The organism is Candidatus Cloacimonas sp. (assembly GCA_039680785.1).
Taxonomy (GTDB): domain Bacteria; phylum Cloacimonadota; class Cloacimonadia; order Cloacimonadales; family Cloacimonadaceae; genus Cloacimonas.
Map to the genome: position 1 here is coordinate 1 of JBDKSF010000079.1, position 4,914 is coordinate 4,914.

Below are 4,914 nucleotides of genomic sequence, written 5' to 3' on the forward strand. Positions count from 1 at the left end.
CACGATATTACTTGCCTTGGGGGATTAAAATGTCTTGCCTTTTCCGGAAGCGGATAATTCTGCTACTAACGCTTGTTGTGGCTGGTTCATTATCAGCTCTTGTTCCACCTGTCCCTCTTTATGAAAACCCACCTCAAAACTGGAATAATACCCTGGTTGAAGGTAGTTTTTTTACTGGAGAGAATTGGAAAGGAGGGAAACAAAATGTTCCCAATAATATATTGGTTTTAAGAGTTCAATTCTCTGATGTTGAGTTTCGCAATCAAGCAGAGTATCCTGATAATTTAGCGCATAATGAGGCATTTTTTAATCGCTGGATGATTCATTTACAGGATTTTTTCTTGGAAGCCAGCAATTTACAATACGAGCTTAATTATACTTTATATCCCCAAGTGCTTACAATGCCCCATCCGCTTGCTTTTTACGGAGCTGACTCAACGGAAGAAATAGATGCCAATTTACCTGAAATTATCCCAGATATTTTAGCCATAGCCGATACGGACATTGATTTTAGTCAATATGGTGGTATAATAGTTTTTCATTCAGGCACAGGACAAGAATCTGATATCAATTCTCTTAGGCAGAATGAGATTTGGAGCACTTTTTTAACTCGTAAAATGTTGCAGGAGCATTTTGATCCGGAAAATGATCTATATCCTGGTTACCCAACTCTCGACGGAACAAACATAACCAATATTGCTTTCGTTCCGGAAGATGAATTTCAAGATTATTTTCCCGCTGAGGGAGAAGATAACGCAGCAAGCTACCTTTTCAGCATTTATGGTGTCTTGGCACATCAATTTGCTCATATTTTAGGTCTGCCTACTTTATATGATAATGACAGCAGCAATGGAATAAGCCAAGGAATTGGCAATTGGGGTTTGATGGGAACAGGTCTCTGGAATGGAAATGGTTATAGTCCCGCTCAACTTTGTGCTTGGTCGCGTTATTATATGGGCTGGGAAAATCCTGTTTTGATAGAGCAGAATAGTGTAAACAATCCCGTTGATTATTTCCTCAATCATTCTGAGGACGCAATTCGTTTATACAAAGTGCCGATATCTACCACGGAATATTTTTTAGTTGAAAACAGACAACAGAATCCCGATGGCAGTTTGGACCCTATTTCTAATACCCCCAGTTACAGTTTCAAACTGCTGCCGTCAGGTGAGCAAGATTATTATGAAGATAATCCTGCCACACCGGAAGATGAATCTCTGCTACCATATTTTAACTTTATGGAGAATAGCTACTTAGGCAGTGAGTGGGATTTCTTTCTACCCGGCTTGGGTGGTCCTATACCTGATAATGGCAATGTTTTGGTAGATGGTTCCGGAATTCTTATTTGGCACATAGATGAAAATGTCATCAACGCAAATTTCACTGCGAATTTTGATAAAAACCGGGTTAATGCCAATTCTGCTCATAAAGGAGTAGATTTGGAAGAAGCGGATGGAACTCAAAATCTGGATACTGGTTTGAACAGTACCTACAAATGGGGCAGTCCTTATGACAGTTTTAGAGAAGGCAACAATAACTATTTTGGTTATCAATATCACGCTGGCGTTCTTTCTCTTCCCACCTCCGAAAGTTATTATGGAGGTATTCCTTTAGAAATATCCAACTTCTCAGCGAGTGGGAATTTAATGAATTTTTCCGTTAGTTTTAGCTGGAGACGAACCACTTCTTATTCCGGAAAAAATCCCATAAATGCAGCTGCCCTCGATCTTGATGGAGATGGAACTGATGAACTCTTTTACCCTATGCCCGATGGCAGAATTTACTTTTGGAAAAATGAAGAACTGATGGATGGCTATCCATTAACCAAAATGCCTATTCCCTATACTTATACTTGGGATGGCGAAAATATCTTTATCCCAATGCAAAGGAATCAGCTCTGCCGTTTGTATAAACATAGTAAAACTGACTGCAGATATGTATATTATACTGTAGATTACAGTTGGGCAGGTCATCCTGTTGATTTAGGCAATACAGTGGCACTGCCATTAAAAGCCAATGATAATGAGGATTCCTTTACCATTCAGCTTTACCATAAAGATAATGATAATGTGGCTCCCATAGCTGATTTCAGCGGTTCTTTTGTAGCCAATCTTGTCTCTTTTCACAATAAGCTTTCGGTTCTCTATCAAAATCCGACGGGAGAATATTGGTTAAGTGACATTAATTTGGACGATAACAGTAAGGTAGATTACCAACTTCCCATTCCTGCCGATTCCACTATTATTGCCATTTTCAAAGCTCCTTTAAAAGTTGAGGAAAATTTAATCGTTCAGTGTCCAAACAGTGTATATTGTTTACAGGGAGCAAATATAATTGATGGCTTTCCTTATATTCATAATCTCTGCACTTCTTCCGACAGCAGTTTTGTTGCTCCCCTCTCTTTTGCCGATGTGGATGGCAATGGAACCTTGGATATTTTAATCGGAGGTGAAAATGATTATGCCGTCATTGATTATGCCGGCAGATTAATGAACCCCCACAATCAAAATCCTGAGCCGAAGAGCGATTTCAACAGCGCTGGAATTTATGCAATGGATATCGATAATGATAATAGTGCCGAAATTATGGGTAATTTCAACCACAACCGACTGAAGATTTGGGAAAACGACTATCGGCAAAAAAGAGGTTATCCTGTTTCTTTTAGTGAACGCAGTAGAACTTTACCATTTGTTTCCAAGGCGTCCGATAGCAATTGGTATATTTATTGTGCCACGGATAATGGATCCTTATTCAGAAATCAGCTGGCAAATGAACCCCATTTTACTTCTGCTTATAGCTGGTATTGCGAATTTGGCAATTTACGCAGAACTGCTTCCGTGGAAGAGACGAATTTAACCAATCAATATCAGACCGAAGAACTTTTTGTGCCCGATAAGGTATATATTTATCCCAATCCGTTAAAATCCATTTATAGCCAAAAAATATGGTTGAATGTAATGACCAGTCGCGATGCCGCACTGGAACTAAGTATTTTTGATATCAGCGGCACTTTGGTTTACCGCCAAAAGGGCTACGCCAAAGCGTATCTGAATAATCTTGACATTTTTGATATTCCTTCTGCCAAACTGTGCAGTGGAGTTTATATAGCAATATTAAAATCCTCAGGGGACAGCAAACGCCTCAAGTTTGCCATAGAAAAATAAAGGGAGCGTATTAAATGAAACAGATATTATCCATCTTATGCTTAATCCTGATTTCAGCCGTTTGTTTTGCTGGAATTGATGAAAATGCCGGAAATTACGGTTATAAATTTTTAAATGTCCCTTATGGACCCGTAGCTTTATCTCTGGCAGGAAGAGGTGTTTATAATACAGATAATCCGGGTGCTTTTTTATTACAGCCGGCTGTTTCCTGCATAAATGATCAACATCTTTTGGGAATTTCCCATAATTTATGGCTGGCAGATACACAGGCAAATATGCTTGCTTATTCTTATGCGCGCAAAGTTGATCATTTTGGTGTCTCTCTGCGTAATTTGGATTATGGGGATTTAGAAAATAGGGATGACATGGGTTTTCTAATCGGTAGCTATCATCCTGTAGATATTGATGCTACGGCAAATTATGCCCGCCGGTTAACACCTTCCTTTTATTTGGGAGCCAATTTGGGGATTCTTTATCAGAAACTGGATTCGGCGTCCAGTTTGGCTTTGCATACTGACCTTGGTTTTTGTTATCTACCTCCGCTAAATGATACCAAACTTGCATTTGCTTTCCGTAATTTTGGCGTTGCCAACAAGACCGAGGAAGAAAGAGTAAAATTACCTACCTGCTTTGAATTGGATGTAAATAAGGGCTTTAGATTGATAGATCAACATTTTTACCTAAACGGTTCTGCCATCCAGACAATGGATGAAGACCTGAAAGGCAGCATTGGATTACAATGTGATATTTTCAATACTTTATCTTTGAGGACAGGTTATTTATTGGGTTATGACGCTCAAGATTTCAGTGCCGGTTTCGGAGTAAAATATAAAAATATATCCGTGGATTACGGTTATGGAGATTATAACAGTGAATTGAACGATGTTCATTCTTTCGGAGTAACCTACCGTTTTTAACAGGAGTTGTTAAGTGATCAATAAATTCGGTATTAAAAAAATACGCAAAGTAAGTTTTGTGCTTTTGTTCATTAGTTTGTCTTTTCTGCTTGATGCTGAATATACTCCCCATCAGCTTATTTTCAAAACCGCCTATCCGATTCAAATTAAAGGGACTAATACCGGTTTAACCGCTTTTGACAATTTTCTAACTCAAAAAGGCGTTACCCAAATAAAACCGATTAAGGGTATGCCAGAAGCAACTTATTATCTTGCTAATGTTGCTGAAATGCCTGCCAAACAAGATCTGGAATTGTTAAATTTCGCAGGTGTTCAATATATTCAGCCCAATTTCTTAAGAAGATTTCATTCCACTCCCAACGACCCTTTGTATAATCAACAGTATCTTTATGTAAGCAGCATTCCTGATGCCTGGAATTATACTACCGGCAGCAATTATGTTAAAATCGGAATTGTGGATTCAGGATTATTAGTAAATCATCCTGATCTAACTCAAAATATAGCCATCAATGAAAACGAAATACCCAATAATGGAATTGATGATGATCATAACGGTTATATTGATGACTGGTGTGGGTGGGATTTTACAGATGCTCCGGAAATGGAAAATAATGCCTTGGGAGATTATACAGGGCAAGATAATGATGTAGAAGATGAAAATTATCACGGAACGCATATAGCCGGCATTGCAGGAGCTGTTGGAAATAATAATATTGGTATCAGCGGTGTATGTTGGAATGTGAAAATTTTACCTGTGCGTGCGGGTTTTAGAACTCTTGATAACCAAGGATATTTACAAGATGATGATGTTTCAGCTGCCATAATATATGCCA

The 4,914-nt window shown here is 38.6% G+C and carries 3 protein-coding genes; all 3 read left to right on the forward strand.

What is annotated here, in order from left to right; translation table 11 throughout:
* Positions 1-29: 29 nt before the first annotated feature.
* A complete protein-coding gene (locus ABFC98_05320; protein ID MEN6445448.1) occupies positions 30-3,164 on the forward strand; it encodes a M6 family metalloprotease domain-containing protein in 3,135 nt (1,044 codons plus the stop codon).
* Positions 3,165-3,178: 14 nt separating this feature from the next.
* A complete protein-coding gene (locus ABFC98_05325; protein MEN6445449.1) occupies positions 3,179-4,081 on the forward strand; it encodes a PorV/PorQ family protein in 903 nt (300 codons plus the stop codon).
* Between the two features lie 13 nt (positions 4,082-4,094).
* The coding region (locus ABFC98_05330; GenBank protein ID MEN6445450.1) for a S8 family serine peptidase at positions 4,095-4,914 on the forward strand (820 nt) is incomplete at its 3' end.

Excerpts from the sequence above, each read along its gene's own strand:
- ABFC98_05320 (MEN6445448.1), top strand. The coding sequence starts at position 30 with ATGTCTTGCCTTTTCCGGAAGCGGATAATTCTGCTACTAACGCTTGTT.
- ABFC98_05325 (MEN6445449.1), top strand. The coding sequence starts at position 3,179 with ATGAAACAGATATTATCCATCTTATGCTTAATCCTGATTTCAGCCGTT.